A 19,977-nucleotide genomic window follows, 5' to 3' on the forward strand; every position below is an offset into this window, starting at 1 on the left:
TCCCATGACAGAACTCTCCATTCGCCAGTCGATCATCGACCATTGCCGCGGTATGAACGCCTCCGGGCTCAATCAGGGCACATCTGGCAATATCAGCGTGCGCTTGGGCGACCGCATGTTGATCACGCCTTCCGGCATCCCTTACGAGACGATGCAACCGGACATGATCGCGTCGCTCCCGATCGCCGGGAACGGGGATTATGACGGCCCGAAAAAGCCGTCCGTCGAATGGCCGTTTCATCTCGATATCATGAAGGCGCGGCCGGATGTCGGTGCGGTCGTGCACACGCATTCCACCTACGCGACGATCCTCGCGATGGCGGGCAAGCCCATCCCCGCCTGCCACTACATGATCGCGGCGTTCGGCGGCCCTGATGTCAGGATCGCCGACTACGCCCGCTACGGCACGAAAGCGCTTTCGGACAGTGTGCTTCGGGCCATGGAAGGGCGTTCGGCCTGCCTGATGGCGAACCACGGCATGATCGCCACCGGCGCAACGCTGGAAAAGGCCATGTGGGCGGCGGTCGAACTCGAAACGTTGTCAAAGCAGTACTACCACACGCTTCTCATCGGCGGCCCGATGATCCTGCCCGAGGAGGAGATCGTCGGCGTGCTCCAGGGTTTCGCGACCTACGGTCTCCAGGACGGAAAGACAGGCGGCAAGGCTGCCTGACGCGTCCAGATAGCTGGAACGCTTGTTGGCCCGGTGCTCATGCGCAGCTCCGGGTCTTTTTGTGGCGACATATTGCCGTCGATCCCTCGATCGTGGCCGCTTGGGCCTGATTTTCCTGTCATTTATCCAAGATGTCGAGTTCAAGCTCGTCGCGGCTCTTAAATTGCATCGTCGTCGCGCAAATGAATTTGCCTGTTTACGTGCGTGCGCTTTCTGTTGTATGTAACACATAACATGAACCGGACAGGAGGAGGTCGCGGTTGGTAGGCACTCGTCAATTCCGTATCAAGCAGCCGCAATCCATCGCGCAGATGGTGGTGGAACGACTGCGGGAAGCCATCATCGACGGGCATTTCGGGCTTGGCGAGAATATCTCGGAGGACAAGCTTGCCGAGACGTTCGGCGTCAGCCGGACGCCAATCCGCGATGCTCTCTTGCAGCTTCAACAGTCCGGACTCGTCATCGTGCGCCCGAAGCGTGGAACCTTCGTGTTCTCGCCGACGCTTGCCGATGTGGAAATCCTCTGTGAATACCGGTTGATGCTTGAGATGCAGGCGTTGCGACTGTCCATGACGCGCAACCATGGTGACCTCACGGACGCGATCCAGTCCGCTGTCACGGTGATGACCGCGGCGCTCGAAGCCAGCGACCAGTTCGCCTATGCCCGCGCCGACGCCGCGTTTCACCGCGCCTTTTTCGATCTCTGTGGCAATCGGCTGATCAGGGATGCCTACACGGTCGCGGAGGGCCAGCTCGGCGCCATCCGCAGCTCTCTCAGCGTGGCTTATGGTCGGCCCGGCGATCAAAGCTACGCGGAACACAAGCAGATAGCGGAACTGATTGCCGCCAAGGATATCGACGCTCTCGCCGCCGTCATGGATGAACATGTCTGGCGAACACTGCGTGTCGCTCGCGATGCGCTGCCCGAGGATGCGGGTAGCAGGAGATCCTGAAATCATGAATGAAGCACAAAACCTGCGCCGTCTTCTCGACGGTGGGCGGATCATTGCTGCGCCCGGCGCACCCGACAGCCTGAGCGCCCGGCTCGTGCAGCGCGCCGGCTTCGAGGCGGTCTACATGACCGGTTTCGGCGCAACGGCGACGCGACTGGGCACGCCCGATATCGGTCTTTTGACGCAGACCGAAATGACGGAGCACGCCCGCAACATGACGCGCGCGGTCTCCATTCCGGTCATCGCCGATGCCGATACCGGCTATGGCGGTCCGTCGAACATTCATCGCACGGTGCGTGAATACATCCAGGCTGGCGTTGCCGCGATCCATCTGGAAGACCAGGTCGCACCCAAGCGCTGCGGGCAGATGGCCGGCGTGAAACTGATGGGCCGTGAGGAATCGGCGCTGAGGCTGAAGGCGGCGATAGCGGCGCGCGCCACCGACGATCTCGTCATCATCGGCCGGACGGATGCGCTGCAGGCGGAAGGCATCGAGGAGGCTCTCTACCGGGCAAGGCTTTATCAGGACGCGGGCGTGGATCTCGTCTTCGTCGACGGCATCAAGAAGATCGCCGATGTCGAGGCCGTTGCCAGGGCAATCGAAGGACCGAAGGTCGTTTCCATCGTCGATGGCAACGAAACCACCGCGCTGAAACTGGCCGACCTTCAGGAAATGGGGTTCAGCGTCGTCTTCTACGCGCTTACCGCACTGCTCAGCGCCACGCGTGCCATGCACGACGCCCTGACGGAGCTGCGCGCCACCGGTGCGCCGGAAGGTGGCCCGGCCAAGCACAGCTACGCCGAGTTCTGCGAGATCGTCGACCTCGGCTTCCATCAGCAACTGGATGAAAGTTACGGACGATGACCGCCGTCGTTCTCATCACAGGCGGTGCGGCCGGGATCGGCCGTGCCATTGCTGACGCCGTCGTCGCCGGCGGCGCCCGCGCGATCCTCTGGGATATCGACGCGCAGCGCCTTGAGACCGCTCGCAACGAACTCGGCGAGAAAGTCCGCGTGGAACGGGTGGACGTTTCGGATGCTGCGGCCGTTCAGGAAGCGATGGGCCGGATCGGCGACGATTGGGCTCCGACCCATCTCGTCAACAATGCCGGCATCATCGGTCGCCGCATGTCCCTCGTCGACATCGACCCGGCAGAGGTGGATCGGGTTTTCGGTATCAATGTGCGCAGTGCCTTCATCGTTACGCAGGCCTTCCTGCGCGCCCGGGCTGACCATCCCGAGGCTGCGATCGTCAACCTGTCGTCCATCGCGGCTGGAAACGGCGGGGCAGCCGGCAACGCGGTCTATGCCGCGAGCAAAGGCGCTCTCCAGTCGTTGACCTTCGCGATGGCCCGCGAGCTCGCGCCGGCCATTCGCGTCAATGCGCTCGCGCCTGGGATCATCGACACCGACATCCAGAAGGATGTCTTTGCTGACCGCGCGGAGATGGATGCGCGTGCTGCGACCATACCGCTTCATCGTCTCGGCGAGGCAGCGGACGTTGCGGAAGCCGCCGCATGGCTGCTTTTCCGCGCTGCCTACACCACGGGAGAGGTGGTTACCGTTTCGGGAGGAAGGAAATGATCGACCGTTCGATCAATGTGTTTTTCAAGCTGCTCGAGGTTCTGCTCGTGCTGCTGCTCGCCGGCATGACAGTCATGGTGTTCGCCAATGTCGTGCTGCGTTACGTCTTCAATTCAGGCCTGGATGTCTCCGAGGAGCTGTCGCGCTTCTTCTTCGTCTGGCTGATTTTCATCGGTGGCGTTGTTGCGATGCGCAACCACGCGCATATGGGCTTCGATCTGCTTGTCAGCGCATCCGGCCCGGCGGTGCGGCGTGTGCTTCTGTTCATCGCCAACGGGCTCATTGTTTTCGTCTGCTGGCTGCTCCTTGACGGAGCGTGGCAGCAATCCGGAGTCACAGCCACGGACCGTTCGCCGGTGACCGGCCTGTCGATGATCTTCGTGTTCGGCATCGTGATCCCGTCGGCGATCGGTATCGGCGTCATCGCGATCCACCGCATGATCGGCGCGGCGCGTGGCACGTACGATCCCTATGCCGTCCCGCAGACGGCCGAAGCTATGGTGGAGCGCGCGCTATGACCCTTGTGATCTTCATTGCCACGCTCGGCGGCGCTCTCGCCGTCGGTGTCCCCGTCGCATTCGCGCTCATCCTGTGTGCGTTGACTATGGGCCTCTATCTCGATCTCTTCGACACGCAGATCATCGCGCAGCGCATGGTCGTGGGGGCGAATAACTTTCCGCTTCTGGCCATTCCGTTCTTCCTGCTGGCCGGCGAACTGATGAATGCCGGCGGCATGTCGAAGCGCATCATCGCCTTCGCGAGCTCGTTCCTCGGCCACCGCCGCGGCGGCCTCGGTTTCGTGGCGATCCTCGCCGCCGTCATCATGGCAAGCCTGTCCGGCTCGGCAGCCGCCGACACGGCCGCGCTGATCGCCATGCTGCTGCCGATGATGCGTGCGGCCGGCTATGAACAGGGCCGATCCGTCGGCCTCATGGCCGCCGGCGGGACGATCGCGCCGATCATGCCGCCGTCTATCGCCTATATCATTTTCGGCGTGGCGACGAACGTGTCGATTACCCAGCTCTTCCTGGCCGGTATCGTGCCTGGCCTGATGATGGGCGTCGGCCTTGCCATCGCCTGGGCGATCGTCTCTCGCACCGACAATGTCGAGGTCATGCCGCGGCAGGGCTGGGATGTTCGCCTGAAGACGTTGGGCGCAGCCGGCTGGTCGCTCGGCATGCCTGTGATCATCCTGGGGGGCATCCGCTTTGGGATCGTCACCCCGACGGAAGCTGCCGTGGTTGCCGCCGTTTACGCGATCTTCGTCGGCATCTTCGTCCATCGCGAACTGACCGTGTCGGCGATGTATGAGGCGCTTCGCAACGCAGCCGTAACGACAGCCGTGGTCATGATGCTGGCGGCAGCCGCGCTCACGACGGCCTGGTTCATCGCCATTGCCGATCTGTCGGGCGTCGTGATGGATCTCGTAGAGCCGCTCGCCGACAATCCGAAACTGCTGCTGGCGGTGATCATGCTGATCATCCTCGTTATTGGCATGGCGCTCGACATGGGTCCGACCATCCTGATCCTGGCGCCGGTGCTTCTGCCCGTCGTTACCGCAGCTGGGATCGATCCCGTCTACTTCGGCGTGCTGTTCGTCATCAACTGCGCGATTGGCCTGATCACGCCGCCCGTAGGCATCGTGATGAGCGTGGCAAGTGGCGTCGCCCGCGTTCCGTTGCACATCGTGATCAAGGGATCGCTGCCCTTCATCCTGACCCAGGTCTTCGTGCTGTTCCTGCTGGTGATGTTCCCGCAGCTCGTTCTCGCACCGCTGAATTTCCTGCGGTGATGCTTCTCGGCGGGGCAAAATCGTTTGACCCGCCCCACTTTGGAGGAAAGTGAAAATGAAACTGAAAATCTTTGCTGCCGCGCTGATGGCTGCCACCATGTTCCCCGGCGCGGCATCGGCTGAATTCAATAGCCGCAATATAAAGGTCTCCAACGGTGCGCCGAAAGACCATCCGGTCGCGGCCGGCGTCGATGCGATGTCGGCGTGCCTGGAAGCGGGTTCCGGCGGCAAGATGAAGCTGCGCGGCTTCTATTCCGGCGCGCTGGGCGATGATCTGGATGCAACGCAGTCCGTGCGCTCCGGCTCGCTCGAAATGGTTGTCGCGGGGGCAGACGCGCTGGCCGGGATCGAGCCAGCCATGAACGTGTTCGGCCTACCATTCCTCTTTGCTTCGAACGAAGAGGCGGACGCGGTTCTCACCGGCCCCTTCTACGACTACCTGGCGAAACGCATGCCCGACCATGGGCTCGTGCTTCTGTCGTTCTGGGAGAACGGTTTCCGCAACACCACCAATTCAAAGCATCCGATCGAAAAGCTCGACGATTTCCGCGGCCTCAACTTCCGCGTGATGCAGAACAACATCTTCCTCGATACCTTCCGCCGTCTCGGCGCCAATCCGGTACCGATGGCGTTCGGAGAGGTGTTCACCGCACTGGAAACCGGCGCCGTCGATGGCCAGGAAAATCCGCTGCCGCTGATCGAGGCTTCGAAGTTCTACGAGGTGCAGAAGTATCTGACATTGACGCGTCATGCCTATTCGCCGACGCCGGTCATGTTCTCCAAGAAGGTGTGGGACAGCTACACGCCGCAGGAACAGGAGCTGCTGCAGACCTGCGCGAAGGAAGCGCGTACCGCTCAGCTGGAACGCAGCCGCGCTGCCGCCCTTGAGGCTCTCGAAGCCTTGCGTGGCCACGGTGTCGAAGTCGTGGAAACGCTGAGTGGCGCCGAGATGGAGCGCCTGCGCGAAGCGATCAAGCCCGTCTACGACGCCAACAAGGCGTCCATCGGCGAAGAACCGTTCACACTCGTTCAGGACCAGCTTGCCGCCATGCGCGGCCAATAAGCTCGATCCTCCCAACCGACGGCGCGGTCCGCCGCGCCGTCGGACGCAGTCAACAGTTTCAGGACCCATCACGATATGATCGCCCAAGCCCGCGCCGGTGAATGCATTCAGGCGCTTTCCGCCATTCTGGATCGAAATGCGCTTCTGACCGGAGCGGACATTCCCGCCCGCAACACGGCTGATACGAGCTTTCTGCCGCCTGTCCGCCCCCTCGCGGTCGCACGTCCCGACACCCCGCAAGGCGTTGCCGATGTGCTGCGCATATGCGCCGCGCATGATGTCCCGGTGGTGCCGCAGGGCGGCCTGACGGGGCTTGCCGGCGGCGCACATCCGATCGAAGGAGCGGTTGCCCTTTCCCTTGAGCGCTTCCAGGGCATCGAGGAGATTGACGCCGCAGCCGCCACCATGACGGTCAGGGCGGGCACGCCGCTCGAGGTGATCCAGAAGGCCGCGGATGAGGCCGGCTTCTTCATTCCGCTCGATCTCGGCGCGCGCGGCAGCTGCGCCATCGGTGGCAATCTCGGAACGAACGCCGGCGGCAACCGCGTCATCCGGTACGGTATGGCACGCGAAATGGTGCTGGGCATCGAGGTGGCTCTGGCCGACGGTACGCTGATGACCAGCCTCAACAAGATGATCAAGAACAACGCCGGTTTCGATTTGAAGCAGCTGTTCATCGGGTCGGAAGGCACGCTCGGCGTCATCACGCGCACGGTCTTGCGTCTCCATCCGCAACCCGGCTGCACGATGGCGGCGCTTTGCGGCGTCGATGATTACGGCAGCGTGGTCAAGCTCCTGAACGGCGCGCGCCGCGGGCTTGGCCCGCTCCTGTCGGCCTTCGAGGTTATGTGGCCGGATTACTGGCATGCCGCGACGGTGCGTGTGCCCGGTATCCGTCGCCCGGTCGAGGGCGACCACGCGTTCTATGTGCTTGTCGAAGCGCAGGGCCTTGACGAGCAGGTGGACGGCGGACGGTTCCAGAGCTGGTTGGAGAGCCAGTTCGAGGCAGGGCTTATCGCCGATGCGGCGATTTCCCAGAGCAAGGCGGACACGCTGGCCTTCTGGCGCACCCGCGATGCTGCAGGTGAATTCCAGACCGTGCTCGGCGCGCATTGCGCCTTCGACATCGGCCTGCCGGTCGACGCCATGGACGATTTCGCCAAGGCGTGCCGGTCGCGCCTGGAAGTTGAAGTTCCAGGCTGCCTGTCGGTTTATTACGGCCATATCGGGGACGGCAACCTTCACATCGTCGCGCTCGTCGAAGGTGCCGCGACGCAGCCTGCAGCCGATATCAACCGGATTGTCTATGAGACGGTGCGCACCTTCGGGGGCACTGTCTCGGCAGAGCACGGCATCGGCACGGTCAAGAAGCCCTATCTGCCCTATTCGCGCAGCGCCGAGGAACTCGCCCTGATGGCGACCATCAAGAAGGCGCTGGATCCGAAGAACATCCTCAACCCAGGCAAGGTCATCGATCTTGATGTGGAGGCCGCATCGTGAACCCGATCAAGCAGCGTATCCTTACTGGCGAAACAGTCACCGCCGCCTGGTCGGAGATGGGAAGCCCGGACAATGCAGAGGCCATGGTGATGAACGGCTGGCCGGTCATCGTCATCGACGGTGAACACGGCATCGGCGGAATCGAGGAGGCGGTTCATGTCGCGCGCGCGGTCGAAGCCGGCGGCGGCGAGGTGGTCATGCGCGTACCGGATGGCTCGGAGACGACGCTGAAACGCGTACTCGACCGGGGCATCCGATCCCTGATCGTCCCGCAGGTCAACACGGCCGACTATGCGCGTTCCATCGCTGAATTCTGCACCTATCCGGCCCGCGGACGCCGCGGCTATGCCGCTCCGATCGTCAGGGCGTCGCGCTACGGCGCGCGGCCCGATTATGCGACCAATGCACATGACGAATTGCTGCTGATGGTGCAGATCGAGCATCACCAGGCGGTCGAAAACCTTGCGGCAATCGCTGCGGTGCCGGGCATCGACATGCTTTTCGTCGGGCCGAACGACCTCGCCGCATCGATCGGCAAGATGGAGCGCATGCTGGAGCCTGAGCCCCAGGCTCTGCTGAAAACGATCGAGGACGGCGCGGCGAAAGCCGGTAAACCGCTCGGCACGATTGTTGGCGCGGGCCGCGATTTCGCCGATCTGGCACGCCTCGGCTATCGCTTCATCATCGGTCCCAACGACGTGTCTTTGATCGTCAACGGCGCGCGGCAGGCTGCTGCTGAACGCGACAGGCAACTCGGTGCGGAAGGCAAACCCACGGCCATCAACCGCTACTGAGCGGTGGAGGAGGCTGCCGCTGCGCATGTCCGGTATCCGGCGCGCCTCGTCGGGCGGCCGCGGATGCCGGTTCGCGCGCAGCCTCGCTTACGCTGCTAACCCGTTACCATCTGGGCTTCGGTCTTCGGGAACGGTTTGAAGGTCATGGCGATAAGGAAAGCTCCAAGGCCCATGCCGCAGGCGCCGAGGTAGAGCCAGGTATACGTGGCGAAGGTGTCGTAGATCAGGCCGCCGGCCCAGGGGCCGAGCGCCATGCCGAGCCCGCCTGCCATGCCGGTGCCGCCGATGATCGTGCCCATCATTCTCTGCGGAAAGTTTTCACGCGCCAGAACGGCATAGAGCGGCATGACGCCGGAATAGATGAAGCCGAACATCGCCGCGACGGCATAGAATCCCTCCAGCTGGCGGACGAAGAAAAAGAAGAATGCCACGATCGCCTGCGCGAGAAGACCCAGAACAAGGATGTTCTTGGCGCCGAAGCGGTCGGCCAGCAATCCGAAGGCAACACGACCGCCCAACCCGGCGAAGCCCTCGACGCTGTAGATCGTCACGGCCGCAATCAGGGGAATGCCACAGCTGACGGCATAGCCGACGGTATGGAAGATCGGACCGGAATGGGTGGCGCAACAGAAGAAGTTGACCAGCATCAGGATGATGAAGGGTTGCGATCTGAGCGCCGTTCCAACGGACATTGGGGTGCCGGCGTCGCTTTCCGCAAGGGTCGCATTGCCTTCCTCGCCGGTCTCCGGAGGTTGCCGGAGGAAAAGCGAGATCGGTAACATGGTGGCTGCCGCGAGGACCGCGATCGCAAGCATTGAAGAGCGCCAGTCGTAGGTCGAGACCAGCCAGGCCGCGAGGGGTGACACCGTCATGGGTGCCATGCCCATTCCCGCCGAGACCAGTGAAACCGCCAGACTGCGTTGCGTATCGAACCAGCCCATGACCGAGGCCATCAGCGGCGGCAGGATCGCCGCGATCGACAGGCCGACCAGCAGGCCGAAAATCAGCTGGAATTCGTAAAGCGAGGTCGCGCGGCTTGCCCATGCCAGGCTGCCGGCGAGCGCCGCCGATCCTCCCAGCACGACCGGCCGCACGCCGATCCGGTCGGACAGAGAGCCGAAAACGATGCTGCCCAGCGCCATCGCGAGGAAGGCAATCGTCATGGCGGTGGATATCCCGGTGACGGACCAGCCGGTCTCCGTCACGATCGGGCGGATGAAGACTGGTAGGGTGAACATGGAGCCTATGGCCACGCAGCCGAGCAGACCGCCGGCAGCCACGACAACCCAACGATATCCGTTCTTGCGCATGCTGTTTCTCCGTGACGGTTTCGGCCGGGCAGAATGTCTTGCATCGCGTTTGGGTGGGCGCAGTTCGACGCGACTGTGATAAAGACGTTTGCCGGCGTCAATTCCCGACATGCACGCAATTTTTTCAACACGGCATCGGCAGGCACGGTTGGAAACGGCGTTCTGACGATCGCATCATCAGCATATCTGCCGACGCTTCGTTTCCGGAATCCCTTGTTGAAGTCCATGCAGGCCAGTAGATCGGGATAGCCAGGGCTGCTAATGCGGGAACGTGGCGGGCCTCCGCCGGATAACGACAGGAGTACCGACATGAGCGAACCGACAGTGGCAGAGGCAGTGGAGCGCATTTATGGATCGCTTCAAGCCGATAATGCAGACATCGATGTGCATATCGCGACCCTGAAGGCCGCGTTGGCGCGGGAAGGGGTGAAAGAGGCCGTGTTCGACCCCGCTAGGCTCGTGCAGAACAACCGCTCCGGCAGAAAGCTCATGCAGGCTTACTTTCGCCAGCGTGGCGTCACCGTGAAGTATTCCGGGTCGTAAAGCCTGCGGCGACCTCAATCCGAAAGGTGCAGACGGAGTAGCCGTGATCAAATCCTACCTGAGCGCGTTCATCGCTGTTGCGTTTCTGTGCCAGCCGGCAGGCAGCGGAATGGCCCATGCCGAAGACCTGCCCGCGGAGCAGGATGCATTCGAACTTACGCCCGAAATCCTTGCTGCGCTCGCGGAGTGTCGCGCGCCTCGCGAAACCCTCGGCGAAGCCGGAATGGCGCTCTTCATGGGCGGCGCCATTCCGGAATGGCTCTCGCCGGTCGATGATGACGGCCATGATGGAATGATGGGGCTCGAGACCTTCGACCTCAGGACGCCGATCACCGTGTTTGGCGCATCAGCGACACGGATCGCGTTCCTTCAGGAATGGGTCGTGACGGAACGGGATTATGATGCTGCCCTCGCGACGATCCGGACGCAGGACATGAAACGCGCGCCGATCAAGCTGACCGAGCAGTACTATCGTTTCGTCGATCCCGAGAATGGGCCGATGATCGGCGCCTTTGCGCCAACCGATGACGCCTTGGCCATGATGCTCGGCATACCGGCAGACGCGGGAAAACCCAAGACGATGTTTGTCGGCTGCAATTATACGGTCGCTTCGCAGAAAGACTTCCTCGATGCGGCCGCCAAAGCCGATTCCATGGCTGGTGATGCGGGACAAGATATCCAGGAGATGCTGGAAGGGGAGCCTTGAGCGGCAACGGCCAAGACGGGAGATCGAGTGTTCTCTGCGTTGATGAATTGTGTGCCGGCGCGGCGAACTAAGGGCTCTTTCAGAGAAAGTTCGAAAGTAAGTCATGCCAATGCGGCGCACGACGCTTCATCTTTTGTTTCAAAAGTGCATAATGTCATGAAATAGTTGCTTTTGAAGCGAGACAATTTATGCGTCGTCACGCCAATCCCCTTGCCGTCGATCCGGTTCCTGCCACAAAGGCTGTGGCGTGGCGCCCGGTCCTGGCAAAGCAGAAGGGTGAGACGAAACATGCCGCCCTCACGGAACGTATCATCGCCGACATCGATTCCGGCCTTCTCAAGCCGATGGACCGCATGCCGACCCATCGTGATCTGGCCCGCGAACTCGGCCTGTCGGTGCAGACCGTCAGCCTCTCCTACAAGGAGGCGGAGCGGCTCGGGTATCTGAGCGGTGAGATCGGCCGGGGGACCTTCGTCAAGGCGCGGGTGACGGATCGCGCCGGTCGCATGATGCTCGACCAGAGCCACAACGAGGTGCTCGACCTTTCGATCATCCGTGCCGTCTATCTCGACGCGCATGACGCCGCTTCGCGCGAGATCTTCCATGAGCTTGCCGATAGCGATATCGCAAGCTTCATGCGCCCCTGCCGTCCGATAGCGGGGCTGGAGCGCCATCGCGAAATCGCGCGGCTTTGGTTGCAGCCGCTGGGGGTCAGCGCGGGCGCGGAGCGCATCCTGGTGACGAACGGTGCCGCGCATAGCATCTTCCTTGCGCTCAGCTGCGTCATTCGCTCCGGAGACGTCGTCCTGTGCGAGAATCTGACCGACCACGGCATCATTGGCCTGTCCAACATCCTCGGCTTCAGCCTGAAGGGCCTGCCCACCGACAGGGAAGGCATTCTGCCCGAGGCTCTGGAGGCGGCCTGTGCCGCGGGTGGTGTTCGGGCACTGGTCCTTATCCCGACGCTCAACAACCCGACAGGCCATGTTGCCGGCGCCGAGCGCAGGCGCGCCATCGCAGAGATCGCGCAGCGTCATGGGGTCTTCGTCATCGAGGACGAGGTCTACAGGCCGATGATCGATGAGGATCTGCCGTCGATCACCGAACTGCTGCCGGAACTCGGTTTTTTCGTCACGAGCTTTACCAAGACCGTGCTGACCGGCCTGCGTGTCGGCTATCTCGTCGTGCCGCCCGCCTATTCCATCCGCGCGGCGTCCATCCTGCGTGTGTCGAGCTGGAGCGGCACTTACCTGACCGCCGAGATCGCCGCGCGCTGGGTCGAAAACGGCACGGCGCGGCACCTGCTTTCGCTGCAGCGGGCGGAGGCGAGGGTGCGCCAAAGCATCGCCGCGGAGATCCTGGGTGATCATTTCGCGTCAAGCCATCCGCTTTCCCTGTGTGCCTGGCTGAAGCTGCCTCAGCAATGGACCGAGGACGGCCTTGTGCGCTCGCTCGCCAACCAGAATGTCGCGGTCACGCCGTCGGAACCCTTCATCGCCGGTCCCGGCCATGGCGGCGGCATCCGCATCTGCCTCGGCGGGCGCATGAGCCATGCGAACCTGAGAAAGGCGCTGACGACGGTGCGGCATGCATTCGAGCAGTTGCCCCCGGTCTACGATGTGGGCGCCATCGGCTGACGGCGCTCACAGACAATCATTGAATCATTACAATATAATAATTGACATGATTTTATTTCGCTCCCAACATGACAATCATGAAGAGCGAAATCCAGGCCCGATCCATCGAAGACCAGACGCTGCCGGTGTGCCTCGCCGACATCGAGCGCGCGGCCGCGCGCATCCGGGAGCGTGTGACGCGCACGCCGCTCGTTCGCTCTGCATCCCTGTCCCGGCTGACGGGCCAGCCCGTTCACCTGAAACTCGAAACGCGCCAGCCGATCGGCGCTTTCAAGCTGCGCGGTGCGACGAACGCGATCGTTGCGCTCGATCGGACGGCGCGCGAACGCGGCCTTGTGACCGCCTCCACGGGCAATCACGGCCGGGCGGTCGCCTATGCTGCACAGATGCTCGGCATTCCCGCGACGATATGCATGTCTTCGCTGGTTCCGGCCAACAAGGTCGAGGCCATCAGGGCGCTCGGCGCTGACATCCGCATCGTCGGCGTCTCGCAGGACGACGCACAGGAGGAGGTCGACCGCCTTGTCGCGGATCATGGCCAGACGCCGATCCCGCCTTTCGATCATGTCGATATCGTCGCCGGGCAGGGCGCGATCGGCCTCGAAATCGTCGAAGACCTGCCCGACCTCTCCACCGTTCTCATTCCGCTCTCCGGTGGAGGCCTGGCGGCTGGCATTGCAGTCGCGGTCAAGGCGTTGAGGCCGCAGGCTCGGATCATCGGTATCTCGATGGAGCGCGGTGCGGCTATGCATGCCTCCATCACTGCCGGCCGGCCGGTTGCGGTGCGCGAGGAGCAGACGCTGGCGGATTCGCTCGGTGGCGGCATCGGCCTTTCGAACCATGTGACCTTCCCGATCTGCCGCGCATTGCTGGACGATATCGTGCTGCTGACCGAGGACGAGATTGCCGAGGGCATTCGCCATATCGCGCGCGAGGAGAACGAGGTCGTGGAGGGGGCCGGCGCGGTCGGTGTCGGCGCCATTCTCGCCGGCAAGGTAAAGCTGTCCGGCCCGACGGTCGCCATTCTCTCGGGCGGGAATATCGATCCTGACATTCACCGGCATATCGTCGAGGGAGATGCCGCATGAGCCGCATTCTCATCCTGACGGAAAAGGACCTGCGCGCGGCGGTTCAGCTGGATGCATCGGCCGTCGATTGCGTCGAACAGGCCTTTCTGGCGCTCGCCACCAAACCGGTCGCCATGCCGCCGATCCTGCGGCTCGATATTCCTGAGTTTCGCGGCGAGGTGGACGTCAAGACGGCCTATGTGCCGGGCTTCGACGGTTTCGCCATCAAGGTCAGCCCCGGTTTCTTCGACAATCCGAAGCTCGGCCTGCCCAGCCTCAACGGTCTCATGATCCTGTTCAGCGCGAAGACCGGTCTCGTGGAAGGCCTTCTGCTCGACAATGGCTATCTGACGGATGTGCGCACGGCAGCGGCCGGTGCCGTCGCCGCCCGGCATCTGGCGCGTGAAGACGCCTCCGTCGCCACAATCTTCGGTGCCGGCATGCAGGCGCGGATGCAGCTCGCAGCGCTGACTCTTGTTCGTCCGATAAGGTCGGCGCGAATCTGGGCCCGTGACCATGCCAGGGCGGAGACGCTGGCCGCCGAATGCGCACGCCAGTATGGCATCGACGTTAGCGCCGTCGCCGATCCGCGCGACGCGATGCGCGGCAGCCATATCGTCGTCACCACCACGCCGGCGGAAAAGCCGATCCTGATGGCTGAATGGCTGGAAGCGGGTCAGCATCTCACCGCGATGGGATCGGATTCCGAGCACAAGAACGAGATCGATCCCGCCGTTTTCGCCCGCGCCACCTATATTGCCGACCGTCTCTCGCAGACCCGCATACTCGGGGAGCTTCACCACGCCATCAAGGCGGGCCTGGTCGGTGCCGATGATCCGTTCGCCGAACTCGGCGCCGTGATCGCCGGCTCGGCAAAGGGCCGGACGAGCGCCGATGACGTTACCTTCGCCGACCTGACCGGCACCGGCGTGCAGGACACCGCGATCGCCAATCTCGCCGTCAGCCGTGCAGCGGGTGCCGGTAGCGGGCAGACAATCGAAAATGAAAGAGAAATGGGAGGTGACGCGTGAGCGTGACGCTGAACTTTACGCGCGAGGAATATGCCGCGCGTCTGTCCAAGACCCGCCATGCCATGGAGGCGGCCGAAATCGATCTCCTCGTCGTCACGGACCCGTCCAACATGCATTGGCTGACCGGCTACGACGGTTGGTCCTTCTACGTGCACCAATGCGTTCTGGTGCCGCCGAGCGGCGAGCCGATCTGGTATGGCCGCAAGCAGGATGCCAACGGCGCCAAGCGCACCGCCTATCTCCATCACGACAATATCATCGGCTATCCCGACCATTACGTGCAGTCGACCGAGCGCCACCCGATGGACCTGCTGTCGCAGATCATCGACGAGCGCAAATGGTCGGGCCTCACCGTCGGCGTAGAGATGGACAATTACTATTTCTCGGCCGCGGCCTTCGCCTCGCTGCAGAAGCACCTGCCGAACGCCCGTTTCAAGGACGCGGCCGGTCTGGTGAACTGGCAGCGGGCCGTCAAGAGCCCGACCGAGCTCGACTACATGCGCAAGGCCGGCAAGATCGTCGAGCTGATGCACAAGCGTATCGTTGATGTCGTCGAACCGGGCATGCGCAAATGCGATCTCGTTGCCGAGATTTATGACGCAGGCATTCGCGGCACGCCGGAATTCGGTGGCGATTATCCGGCGATCGTGCCGCTTTTGCCGTCGGGCGCCGACGCCTCCGCGCCGCATCTCACCTGGGACGACAAGCCGATGCGGTTGGGTGAAGGCACCTTCTTCGAGATAGCCGGTGCTTATAAACGATACCATTGCCCGTTGTCGCGCACCGTATTCCTGGGCAAGCCCACACAGGCCTTTCTCGACGCCGAGAAGGCGACGCTCGAGGGCATGGAGGCGGGCCTTTCCGCCGCAAAGCCCGGCAATACCTGCGAAGACATCGCCAATGCCTTCTTCGGCGTGCTGAAGAAATACGGGATCATCAAGGACAACCGCACCGGTTACCCGATCGGGCTTTCCTATCCGCCGGATTGGGGCGAGCGCACCATGAGCCTTCGCCCCGGCGATCGGACGGAGCTGAAGCCCGGCATGACGTTCCATTTCATGACCGGCCTGTGGCTGGAGGATATGGGACTCGAGATCACCGAGAGCATCGCGATTACCGAGACGGGCGTCGAATGCCTGTCCAATGTGCCGCGCCAGCTGTTCGTGAAGGGCTGATGGTATGCTGAACAATGCCGCGCTGCGTCCCTCGCCTATCACGCCTTCCGTCGATTTCGACGCGAAGGGCGTGCAGCATGGGCACCTGCGCCTGCCCTACAGTCGTGACGACAGCGCCTGGGGCTCGGTGATGATCCCGATCTGCGTCATCGCCAACGGCGAGGGGCCGACGGCCCTTCTGACCGGCGCCAACCACGGTGACGAGTATGAGGGGCCGGCCGCCCTGTTCGAACTGGCGCAGGCGCTCAAACCGTCCGAGGTGAACGGGCGCATCATTATCGTTCCCGCACTGAACTATCCCGCCTTTCGGGCCGGCACGCGTACGTCGCCCATCGATCGCGGCAACCTCAACCGCAGCTTCCCGGGCCGGCCGGATGGAACGGTGACGGAGAAGATCGCCGACTACGTGACGCGCCATCTCATCCCGCTCGCCGATATCGTGCTCGACTTTCATTCCGGCGGCAGGACGCTGGACTTTCTCCCCTATGCCGCCGCGCACGAACTGCCGGACAAGGATCAGGAAGCCCGTTGTTTTGCGGCCGTCGCCGCCTTTGCGGCGCCATTTTCCATGAAGATGCTGGAAATCGATGCGGTCGGGATGCTCGACACCACAGTCGAGGATATGGGCAAGGTGTTCGTCACGACGGAGCTTGGCGGCGCCGGCACTGCCACGGCGCGCTCGATAGAGATTGCGCGCAAGGGGAGCCTCAACCTCTTGCGACATGTCGGCATCCTCTCGGGCGAACCCGACAGGGGGCCGACACGTTGGTTGGACATGCCCTCGAGCGACTGCTTCACCTTTGCCGAAGACGAGGGGCTGATCGCCTTTGCCGCCGATCTCGGCGATGCGGTCAGCACGGGCGACGTGATCGCCCATGTCTATCCTGTCGGCAAAACCGGCATTGCGCCCATCGCGTATCGTGCCGCCATGGATGGCGTGCTCGCGGCGCGCCACGTACCCGGCCTGATCAAGGCCGGCGACTGCCTTTCCGTGATCGCCACCGTCACGGAGGAAACCTAGCCCGTAAACGACAGCGAGATCCGAAAACGGACCGCATAACCCCAACCAGAGGAGAATGCACATGCCTATCAAGAAAATCGCCGGCCTTTCCGCCCTTGCCCTCATATTTGGCGTTACGTCGGCCAATGCGCTGACGCTCGAGGAAGTGAAGGAACAGGGATACATCCGCGCCGCAACAGCCAATGAAGTCCCCTATTCCTACATGCAGCCCGACGGCACGTCGGCGGGTATCGGACCGGATGTCGCCACAGCCGTTCTGAAATCGATGGGGGTCGAAGAGATCAACTGGACCGTCACACCGTTCGGCACGCTGATCCCCGGCCTCAAGGCGAAGCGCTTCGATTTCGCCGCTGCCGAGCAGAACATCTCGCCGGAGCGCTGCAAGCAGGTCGCCTTCACCGAGCCGAACTCGTCGTATGGCGAGGGTCTGCTGGTCAAGAAGGGCAATCCGAAGGGCCTGAAGACCTATGCCGACATCGCCAAGGACCCGTCGCTGACGGTCGCCGTCGTCTCGGGCGCCAACAATGTCGACTTCCTGCGCGCCGTCGGCGTGAAGGACGAGCAGATCGTCTTCATCCCGGCCAACGCGGACGCCATCCCGACGGTTCAAAGCCGGACCGATGCCTATGCGGCAACCGAACTGACCGTCGCCGCGCTCGCAAAGGATCAGGCCCAGGTCGAGCAGGTCGCACCGTTCGAAGATCCGGTCGTCGACGGCGCGCCGGTTCGCAACTATGGTGGCTTCGCGTTCCGTCCGGAAGACAAGGACCTGCGCGACGCCTTCAACGCCGCGCTTGTCGAGTTCCGCAAGACGGACGAGTACAAGACGATCCTCGCCAAGTACGGCCTGTCCGAGCAGAGTATCGAAGCGGCTGCAGGCAAGAAGGTCGAAGACCTCTGCGCCGGTAAGTAACGGCAAAGGCGCTCGATCGTCGTCGGTCGGGCGCCACTCCTTAGGACCGGGAGACTTCTGCATGGACTGGACAGCCTACCTGCCGATGCTCTGGCAAGGGGCATTCGTCACGATGACGATCACGCTCGCGTCGATTGCCGTCGGCGCGGTGCTCGCCTTCGTGTTCGGCATCATGCGCGTGGAAGGAGGACCAATCCTCTCCACCATCGCGCTGTGTTACACGGAGGTGTTTCGCGGCACATCGCTGCTCGTTCAGCTCTTCTGGTTTTATTACGCGCTGCCGCTTGTCGGACTGAGCTTCGATCCGATCACGACCGGGATCCTGGTGCTGGCGGCCCATGCGGGTGGATACGGCGCGGAGATCGTGCGCGGGGCGCTGTCCTCCGTTTCGACGCAGCAGCTCGAGGCCGCGCGCGCCTTGAATTTCAGCCGCTTGCAGACGCTCTTTCGGGTCTCGCTGCCGCAGGCGATCGTCGAGATGATGCCGGCCTTCGGGAACCTGGCCATCGAGACACTCAAGCTTTCATCGCTCGTATCGCTGATTTCGATTGCCGATCTGACCTTCGCGGCCCAGTCAATCCGCAACATCACGCTTGATAGCACGAGCATCTACTCGATCACGCTTCTCTGCTACTTCGCCATGTCCCTCGTCCTCATGGTGGCGATCCGCGTGGTCGAACGCCTCGTGCGACGCGGCCAGGCGTTCCCGCAGATGCCCCGTTCGTGAGGATATGATCTGATGATGTACGGATACGAATGGGATACGACGACGTGGCTCACCTACACGACCTCGATCCTGCCCATTATCCTGATCGGCCTGACCGTCACCTTGAAGGCCGCCGCGGCGGGCTTTGCCATCGCATTGGTGCTCGGTTTGGCCTTCGCCCTGCTGCGCCGCAGCCGCCTGATCGCGATCTCCTGGACGACGGCTGTCATCGTGGAGTTCCTGCGCGACACGCCACTCCTGGTCCAGCTCTTCTTCCTCTACTATGTGCTGCCGGAGTTCGGCATCGTGCTGCCGGCATTTCTCACGGGCGCGCTGGCACTCGGCCTGCAATATGCCGCCTACACATCGGAGGTCTATCGCGGCGGCATCGAGGCCGTGGCGCGCGGCCAATGGGAGGCGGCAACGGCGCTCAACCTCACCCGCATGCAGGCCTATCGCGATATCATCATTCCGCAGGCCATTCCGCGGATCGTGCCGGCGATGGGTAATTATCTCGTCGCGATGATCAAGGAAACGCCGGTCCTGTCCGTCGTCACCGTCATGGAAATGATGGGGCTGGCCAACATGATCGGCGAACGCACCTTCGAATATCTCGTTCCGCTGACGCTCGTCGGCCTGATCTTCCTCCTCCTGACGCTGATCTGCTCGGCCGGTCTCCACCGGCTGCAGAAAGCGTTGCCAAAAGCAGGAATCCCCTTGCGATGACCGAAGACAATACCGCGCCCATCATCGAATTCTCGAACGTCGCCAAGCGCTTCGGCCCGTTGACGGTGCTGGACGACTTCAATTTCACTGTCAGGAAGGGAGAAAAGGTCACGCTGATCGGTCCGTCCGGCTCGGGCAAGTCGACCGTCCTGCGCATCCTGATGACGCTCGAGCCCTTTCAGGACGGCAGGCTGACATTGTCGGGCATGTCCTATCACGAGCCGAACGGCAAAGGTCCCTTCAAGGCGTCCGAACGTCATCTGCGCCAGATCCGCACCCATGTCGGCATGGTGTTCCAGAGCTTCAACCTGTTTCCGCACATGACGGTGCTGCGCAACGTGGTGGAAGCGCCGCTGCGCGTTCTCGGCATTGCGCGCGCGGAAGCGGAATGCCGTGCGTTGCAATTGCTGGACATGGTAGGGCTGGCGGACAAGAAGGATTTCTACCCCTCGCAGCTGTCCGGCGGGCAGCAGCAGCGCGTCGCGATCGCCCGCGCACTCGCGATGCGCCCGAGGGTCCTGCTTTTCGATGAGCCGACATCCGCACTGGATCCGCAGCTGGTGGGCGAGGTGCTCTCGGTCATTCGCGGGCTCGCGCACGAACATGATCTGACCATGCTTTTGGTGACGCACGAAATGCGCTTCGCCCGCGAGGTCTCCGATCGTGTCTGCTTCTTCGACAAGGGACGCATCTGCGAACAGGGCGCACCGGACGAGATCTTCGGCGCTCCGCGCGAGGCGCGGACACGCGAATTCCTGTCGTCGGTTCTGGCTTAGCACGATG

Annotated in this window: 21 protein-coding genes; 20 read left to right on the forward strand and 1 reads right to left on the reverse strand. The window is 62.8% G+C overall.

Features of this window, described 5'->3' with window-relative positions; all coding sequences use genetic code 11:
- Positions 1 to 4 precede the first annotated feature (4 nt).
- The 9 genes from B5M41_RS02440 to B5M41_RS02480 all read left to right on the forward strand — a co-directional run bounded on the left by B5M41_RS02440 (position 5) and on the right by B5M41_RS02480 (position 8,359).
- A complete protein-coding gene (locus B5M41_RS02440; protein ID WP_134646645.1) occupies positions 5 to 673 on the forward strand; it encodes a class II aldolase/adducin family protein in 669 nt (222 codons plus the stop codon).
- Positions 674 to 933: 260 nt separating this feature from the next.
- Complete coding sequence (locus B5M41_RS02445) at positions 934 to 1,626, forward strand: GntR family transcriptional regulator (RefSeq protein WP_134646647.1); 693 nt, start codon at positions 934 to 936, stop codon at positions 1,624 to 1,626.
- A gap of 4 nt (positions 1,627 to 1,630) precedes the next feature.
- Positions 1,631 to 2,491 (forward strand): isocitrate lyase/PEP mutase family protein, encoded by an 861-nt coding sequence (locus tag B5M41_RS02450; protein ID WP_134646649.1) that lies wholly within the window; start codon positions 1,631 to 1,633, stop codon positions 2,489 to 2,491.
- A complete protein-coding gene (locus B5M41_RS02455) occupies positions 2,488 to 3,210 on the forward strand; it encodes an SDR family NAD(P)-dependent oxidoreductase (RefSeq protein ID WP_134646651.1) in 723 nt (240 codons plus the stop codon). Before B5M41_RS02450 ends, B5M41_RS02455 begins: the two co-directional genes overlap by 4 nt.
- Positions 3,207 to 3,728 carry a TRAP transporter small permease gene (locus tag B5M41_RS02460; RefSeq protein WP_134646654.1) on the forward strand — a complete coding sequence of 174 codons (522 nt, stop codon included), beginning with the start codon at positions 3,207 to 3,209 and terminating at the stop codon, positions 3,726 to 3,728. The genes B5M41_RS02455 and B5M41_RS02460 overlap by 4 nt, the downstream gene beginning before the upstream one ends.
- The gene (locus tag B5M41_RS02465) at positions 3,725 to 5,002 is read left to right on the forward strand and encodes a TRAP transporter large permease (protein WP_134646656.1); all 1,278 of its coding nucleotides are present in this window, start codon (positions 3,725 to 3,727) and stop codon (positions 5,000 to 5,002) included. The genes B5M41_RS02460 and B5M41_RS02465 overlap by 4 nt, the downstream gene beginning before the upstream one ends.
- A 55-nt stretch (positions 5,003 to 5,057) precedes the next feature.
- Positions 5,058 to 6,065, forward strand: coding sequence for a DctP family TRAP transporter solute-binding subunit (locus B5M41_RS02470; protein WP_134646658.1), 1,008 nt, complete (start codon positions 5,058 to 5,060; stop codon positions 6,063 to 6,065).
- 75 nt (positions 6,066 to 6,140) lie between these two features.
- Positions 6,141 to 7,565: an FAD-binding oxidoreductase gene (locus B5M41_RS02475; RefSeq protein WP_134646660.1), complete on the forward strand. Its 1,425-nt coding sequence runs from the start codon at positions 6,141 to 6,143 to the stop codon at positions 7,563 to 7,565.
- On the forward strand, positions 7,562 to 8,359 hold the full coding sequence (locus tag B5M41_RS02480) for an HpcH/HpaI aldolase family protein (RefSeq protein WP_134646662.1): 798 nt from the start codon (positions 7,562 to 7,564) through the stop codon (positions 8,357 to 8,359). The genes B5M41_RS02475 and B5M41_RS02480 overlap by 4 nt, the downstream gene beginning before the upstream one ends.
- A gap of 95 nt (positions 8,360 to 8,454) precedes the next feature.
- Here B5M41_RS02480 and B5M41_RS02485 read toward each other — a convergent pair whose 3' ends face one another.
- Entirely contained in the window at positions 8,455 to 9,669 is a 1,215-nt protein-coding gene (locus B5M41_RS02485; protein ID WP_134646664.1) for an MFS transporter, read from the reverse strand.
- A 309-nt stretch (positions 9,670 to 9,978) separates the two neighbouring features.
- Between B5M41_RS02485 and B5M41_RS02490 the strand changes: the two genes are divergently transcribed.
- The 11 genes from B5M41_RS02490 to ehuA all read left to right on the forward strand — a co-directional run bounded on the left by B5M41_RS02490 (position 9,979) and on the right by ehuA (position 19,970).
- A complete protein-coding gene (locus tag B5M41_RS02490) occupies positions 9,979 to 10,212 on the forward strand; it encodes a hypothetical protein (RefSeq protein ID WP_134646666.1) in 234 nt (77 codons plus the stop codon).
- Between the two features lie 43 nt (positions 10,213 to 10,255).
- Positions 10,256 to 10,918, forward strand: a complete 663-nt coding sequence (locus B5M41_RS02495; protein WP_134646668.1) for a hypothetical protein — start codon at positions 10,256 to 10,258, stop codon at positions 10,916 to 10,918.
- 188 nt (positions 10,919 to 11,106) lie between these two features.
- Positions 11,107 to 12,555, forward strand: coding sequence for a MocR-like ectoine utilization transcription factor EhuR (ehuR, locus tag B5M41_RS02500; protein WP_134646670.1), 1,449 nt, complete (start codon positions 11,107 to 11,109; stop codon positions 12,553 to 12,555).
- Between the two features lie 68 nt (positions 12,556 to 12,623).
- Positions 12,624 to 13,643 (forward strand): hydroxyectoine utilization dehydratase EutB, encoded by a 1,020-nt coding sequence (gene eutB, locus B5M41_RS02505; RefSeq protein WP_134646672.1) that lies wholly within the window; start codon positions 12,624 to 12,626, stop codon positions 13,641 to 13,643.
- The gene (gene eutC / locus B5M41_RS02510) at positions 13,640 to 14,653 is read left to right on the forward strand and encodes an ectoine utilization protein EutC (RefSeq protein WP_134646674.1); all 1,014 of its coding nucleotides are present in this window, start codon (positions 13,640 to 13,642) and stop codon (positions 14,651 to 14,653) included. The genes eutB and eutC overlap by 4 nt, the downstream gene beginning before the upstream one ends.
- Positions 14,650 to 15,828, forward strand: a complete 1,179-nt coding sequence (gene doeA / locus B5M41_RS02515; RefSeq protein ID WP_134646676.1) for an ectoine hydrolase DoeA — start codon at positions 14,650 to 14,652, stop codon at positions 15,826 to 15,828. The genes eutC and doeA overlap by 4 nt, the downstream gene beginning before the upstream one ends.
- A 7-nt stretch (positions 15,829 to 15,835) precedes the next feature.
- A complete protein-coding gene (gene doeB, locus B5M41_RS02520) occupies positions 15,836 to 16,849 on the forward strand; it encodes a N(2)-acetyl-L-2,4-diaminobutanoate deacetylase DoeB (protein WP_134646790.1) in 1,014 nt (337 codons plus the stop codon).
- A gap of 61 nt (positions 16,850 to 16,910) precedes the next feature.
- Positions 16,911 to 17,762 (forward strand): ectoine/hydroxyectoine ABC transporter substrate-binding protein EhuB, encoded by an 852-nt coding sequence (gene ehuB / locus B5M41_RS02525; RefSeq protein ID WP_134646678.1) that lies wholly within the window; start codon positions 16,911 to 16,913, stop codon positions 17,760 to 17,762.
- A 61-nt stretch (positions 17,763 to 17,823) separates the two neighbouring features.
- Positions 17,824 to 18,489, forward strand: coding sequence for an ectoine/hydroxyectoine ABC transporter permease subunit EhuC (ehuC, locus tag B5M41_RS02530; RefSeq protein ID WP_134646680.1), 666 nt, complete (start codon positions 17,824 to 17,826; stop codon positions 18,487 to 18,489).
- Positions 18,490 to 18,501: 12 nt separating this feature from the next.
- Positions 18,502 to 19,194, forward strand: coding sequence for an ectoine/hydroxyectoine ABC transporter permease subunit EhuD (ehuD, locus tag B5M41_RS02535; protein ID WP_134646682.1), 693 nt, complete (start codon positions 18,502 to 18,504; stop codon positions 19,192 to 19,194).
- Positions 19,191 to 19,970: an ectoine/hydroxyectoine ABC transporter ATP-binding protein EhuA gene (gene ehuA, locus B5M41_RS02540; protein ID WP_134646684.1), complete on the forward strand. Its 780-nt coding sequence runs from the start codon at positions 19,191 to 19,193 to the stop codon at positions 19,968 to 19,970. Before ehuD ends, ehuA begins: the two co-directional genes overlap by 4 nt.
- Positions 19,971 to 19,977 lie beyond the last annotated feature (7 nt).

The sequence above is a fragment of the Shinella sumterensis genome, assembly GCF_004514425.2.
GTDB classification, from domain to species: Bacteria; Pseudomonadota; Alphaproteobacteria; order Rhizobiales; family Rhizobiaceae; genus Shinella; species Shinella sumterensis.

Excerpts from the sequence above, each read along its gene's own strand:
- B5M41_RS02460 (WP_134646654.1), top strand. The coding sequence starts at position 3,207 with ATGATCGACCGTTCGATCAATGTGTTTTTCAAGCTGCTCGAGGTTCTG.
- ehuD (WP_134646682.1), top strand. The coding sequence starts at position 18,502 with ATGATGTACGGATACGAATGGGATACGACGACGTGGCTCACCTACACG.
- ehuA (WP_134646684.1), top strand. The coding sequence starts at position 19,191 with ATGACCGAAGACAATACCGCGCCCATCATCGAATTCTCGAACGTCGCC.
- eutC (WP_134646674.1), top strand. The coding sequence starts at position 13,640 with ATGAGCCGCATTCTCATCCTGACGGAAAAGGACCTGCGCGCGGCGGTT.
- B5M41_RS02465 (WP_134646656.1), top strand. The coding sequence starts at position 3,725 with ATGACCCTTGTGATCTTCATTGCCACGCTCGGCGGCGCTCTCGCCGTC.
- B5M41_RS02470 (WP_134646658.1), top strand. The coding sequence starts at position 5,058 with ATGAAACTGAAAATCTTTGCTGCCGCGCTGATGGCTGCCACCATGTTC.
- eutB (WP_134646672.1), top strand. The coding sequence starts at position 12,624 with ATGACAATCATGAAGAGCGAAATCCAGGCCCGATCCATCGAAGACCAG.
- B5M41_RS02485 (WP_134646664.1), bottom strand. The coding sequence starts at position 9,669 with ATGCGCAAGAACGGATATCGTTGGGTTGTCGTGGCTGCCGGCGGTCTG.
- B5M41_RS02475 (WP_134646660.1), top strand. The coding sequence starts at position 6,141 with ATGATCGCCCAAGCCCGCGCCGGTGAATGCATTCAGGCGCTTTCCGCC.
- B5M41_RS02490 (WP_134646666.1), top strand. The coding sequence starts at position 9,979 with ATGAGCGAACCGACAGTGGCAGAGGCAGTGGAGCGCATTTATGGATCG.
- B5M41_RS02440 (WP_134646645.1), top strand. The coding sequence starts at position 5 with ATGACAGAACTCTCCATTCGCCAGTCGATCATCGACCATTGCCGCGGT.
- ehuB (WP_134646678.1), top strand. The coding sequence starts at position 16,911 with ATGCCTATCAAGAAAATCGCCGGCCTTTCCGCCCTTGCCCTCATATTT.
- ehuR (WP_134646670.1), top strand. The coding sequence starts at position 11,107 with ATGCGTCGTCACGCCAATCCCCTTGCCGTCGATCCGGTTCCTGCCACA.
- ehuC (WP_134646680.1), top strand. The coding sequence starts at position 17,824 with ATGGACTGGACAGCCTACCTGCCGATGCTCTGGCAAGGGGCATTCGTC.
- B5M41_RS02450 (WP_134646649.1), top strand. The coding sequence starts at position 1,631 with ATGAATGAAGCACAAAACCTGCGCCGTCTTCTCGACGGTGGGCGGATC.
- B5M41_RS02455 (WP_134646651.1), top strand. The coding sequence starts at position 2,488 with ATGACCGCCGTCGTTCTCATCACAGGCGGTGCGGCCGGGATCGGCCGT.